Origin of the sequence: Gordonia aichiensis NBRC 108223 (assembly GCF_000332975.1) — a bacterium.
GTDB classification, from domain to species: domain Bacteria; phylum Actinomycetota; class Actinomycetes; order Mycobacteriales; family Mycobacteriaceae; genus Gordonia; species Gordonia aichiensis.
The window spans coordinates 1-2,897 of record NZ_BANR01000020.1 but is presented as its reverse complement, the minus strand read 5'-3'; the positions used below and the strand labels follow the sequence as shown (position 1 = coordinate 2,897).

Genomic DNA, 2,897 nt, shown 5'->3' with positions numbered 1-2,897 from the left:
GCCGACCAGCGTCACGACGACGGGCCGCGCATAGTCGCGGGTGACGTGGACCGACGCCGACCCGCCCCTGCCGTAGCGCCTCACGCGGCACCGCTCCGTGGTCGACCAGGCAGGCGGGGTGAGCGAGCAGCGAGCACAGAGCCGTCAGTGCGCCGCTGTGCCGCCCAGTCCCGACAGCGATCGAGGGCCGGACAGCGGTGGCACAACGCTTCGGCGTTCGCGTGTCGGTACCGGGTGTCGGCGGCGTCCTCGTACGGGGCAGGAGGATCGAACAGTTCTGCCGATTCGACGCACATGGCGCCCGACAGGTCGGCGGTGTCGCGCAGTATCGCTTCGAGCAGATCAACCACGCCGCCTTCGCGACGAGACACGTTGCGGCTCATATCGCCTCCAGCGGTCCGAATACCTCCACGCGCAAGGTGGCGGCTGCGTCGTCGACATACACGCGGTAGTGGCCGCGGTCGGGTGTGCCGGGGTCACGCAACCTCCGATCGGTGAAGAGGAGTCGTTCGCCGCGTTGCTCGATGACGGCCGCGAACACATGCGAGATGTGAATGCCGCCGTCGACGACCTCGGTGGCTCGGATTGGTCTGCCATCGGAGTAGTGGGTGAACTCGAAGGTGGCTCGGTGCAGATTGGCGACCGTCTCGGCGAGCGCATCGGTCTCGAACTGGTGGTCGTCGCAGACGCCGTGATCGCTGAGGGTGTCAATCACCCACGAGAAACAATCTGTCGTCTCGAGAGCTGCGTGGAGGAGCATGTCGGTCGCGAGGTTCGGGGATTGGCTCATCAGTGTGTCTCCTTGGGGAAGTGGAATGGTCGTCGAATGCGGGCGCGTTGCACAGAGCCTCGAGGCCAGGCGATGGGCACGCATGTCAGGTGCTGGCCGCGCTCGATGTCCTCGTCAAAACTCATCGGGAACCGGCAGGCGCCACAGAGCGGCATGTCACGGGTTTTCATGCGACACCCCCTCTGACCTGCGAGGGTGACGCAGATGACGCACCATATGTATGAATCCATATGTGCGCGCGCGTAGAGGGATACCTTTTATGCGTCATCTGCGTCACCCCTCATCCCCATCTGTATCGACAGGAATGCCGATCCCGGCTCGCCAACGGCCCGCCTTTGAACGGCTCGTGACCGAATAGCCCAACCTGTCCAGAGCAGCACCGAATGCCTTCTGGCTCATAGGCTCGGCTCCGTCTGTGATTGCCCATTTGGCCCACGCGTCATGCAGTTGCGATGTGGTCGCCTTGAGTGCCGGCGAGGACGTCACGCAGAACTCCGCCACGAACCGCGCCACGGCATCGCTGTCACGTTGGTAGCTGTCGGTGGCAACACGAACCGATGAGGGCTCGTTAAGGCCGCCACCGTCGACGTAGGAGCGATAACCCTCGACCATCCAGGTCAGTACAGCGTCGGCTTCCGCGGCGAGTTTCTCGTCGAGCTGGCCGTCCCGCTCACTCTCAGGCACCACAACGTCGAACGGCACCACACGAATCCGCCGCCAGATTGCGGGGTCATCCCCCGAGACTTTCGGCAAGAAGTTCGTGATGAGCAGCGGGGTATGGCTCGGCTCGAACTCCACGAAATCCTGCCGCATACGGCGCGCACGGATAGTGTCACCACCTGTGAGACGCTTCATCGTCGCCTCAGCCAGCCGACGATCCTTCTCCGACTCAGATACCGCAATGAGCCTGCGACCCATCAGGTCCATTTCGCCAGTCGGGTGAGCGCCCTGACGGTGCATGAACAGATCCGGCTCCACGGTGCTGCCATAGTCACCGAGCGCGTGCAAGAGCGCCTTGTACAACGTCCCTTTACCATTCGCACCAGTCCCGGTGAGGATGGGCAGAATGTGCTCCACCACTCGACCCAGCAACGCGACACCGGCCACCCGCTGCGCGTACTCACGTACCTCACGATCAGGCAGCACTTGAGCAATGAACCGCGGCCACGACGACGCCGGCGCATGAGCGTCGTAACCCGCGGTAGTGACTTTCGTAATCCGGTCGCCTGGGTCATGCGCCCGCGACGTCAGATCACGCAGATCGAGAGTTCCCGTCGCGGTGTTCAGCAAGTACGGATCGGCGTCCAAGTCCCCGACCGCACAGGCGAACACCTCCAAGGCCGATGCAACCTCAAGCACACCAGCGATACCCGTAGCCGACTCACACTTCGCCACGTCACGACGCAACCTGCGGTCGTCGAGCGACTCCGCAAGCGCCGCCTTCAGTACCTCGATGACAGCACGTCGAGCAACGCCAGTCTCGTCCTCTTTCCAGCGGGTTCCGTCCCAGAAATGCCACCCAATACCGGCGACATGCAGCAGTCGGTTAGCGTGCAGTTCGGCCAACCGGTAGGCCATACGGACCTGGCCCGAATGCTGTTCGTTCTGCACGAGGAATCCTGTGTCAGTGCGGTCATCGCCATACTCGATCACTGGCGCACCTCGACAAAGGTTCCCGATTTAATGGCGGCGTCTCGTCGGCGGATGCGTTGTGCGACGACATTCCAGTCCGCAGCCTGCGAGATCGCCACGGCTGCGTCTTTCATCGAATCCCGCTTGTCCTCCAGCGCGTCGAGCTCTTGCTCAAGACAGCCGCGGACGCCCTCAGTCAGCAACGCACAGAACATCGCCCGGTCGACGTCCTCGGGCAATTCGACGTCGATGAGTTTGTACCGAAGATTGTTTGCCTGCTCGTAGCTCAGTGACATCATGCGTCACCGCCCTTGCTCCGACAGACCGGGCCACGATGCAACGCAACGGATTTCGGAGCCACAAGCCACGACCCGCACGACCTGCATTGCACGGCAGGCCGGTAGCCGAGTTCGACGACGACAGACACGGCAGCGACCTCAGAGCGCTCCTCAGTGGTGAGGGGTTCGCTATAATC

General features: G+C 63.0%; 5 protein-coding genes. All 5 read right to left on the bottom strand.

What is annotated here, in order from left to right; genetic code table 11:
* Window positions 1-80: 80 nt before the first annotated feature.
* Complete coding sequence (locus tag GOACH_RS17065) at window positions 81-383, bottom strand: WhiB family transcriptional regulator (RefSeq protein WP_005177379.1); 303 nt, start codon at window positions 381-383, stop codon at window positions 81-83.
* Window positions 380-790: a hypothetical protein gene (locus GOACH_RS17060; protein WP_005177376.1), complete on the bottom strand. Its 411-nt coding sequence runs from the start codon at window positions 788-790 to the stop codon at window positions 380-382. Before GOACH_RS17060 ends, GOACH_RS17065 begins: the two co-directional genes overlap by 4 nt.
* Before the next feature lie 273 nt (window positions 791-1,063).
* The gene (locus GOACH_RS17055) at window positions 1,064-2,443 is read right to left on the bottom strand and encodes a DNA primase family protein (protein ID WP_005177372.1); all 1,380 of its coding nucleotides are present in this window, start codon (window positions 2,441-2,443) and stop codon (window positions 1,064-1,066) included.
* Window positions 2,440-2,721, bottom strand: a complete 282-nt coding sequence (locus GOACH_RS17050) for a DUF2742 domain-containing protein (protein WP_005177371.1) — start codon at window positions 2,719-2,721, stop codon at window positions 2,440-2,442. Before GOACH_RS17050 ends, GOACH_RS17055 begins: the two co-directional genes overlap by 4 nt.
* On the bottom strand, window positions 2,718-2,897 hold a 180-nt coding region (locus tag GOACH_RS24080; protein ID WP_005177369.1), incomplete at its 5' end, for a DUF6011 domain-containing protein. The genes GOACH_RS24080 and GOACH_RS17050, both read right to left, overlap by 4 nt.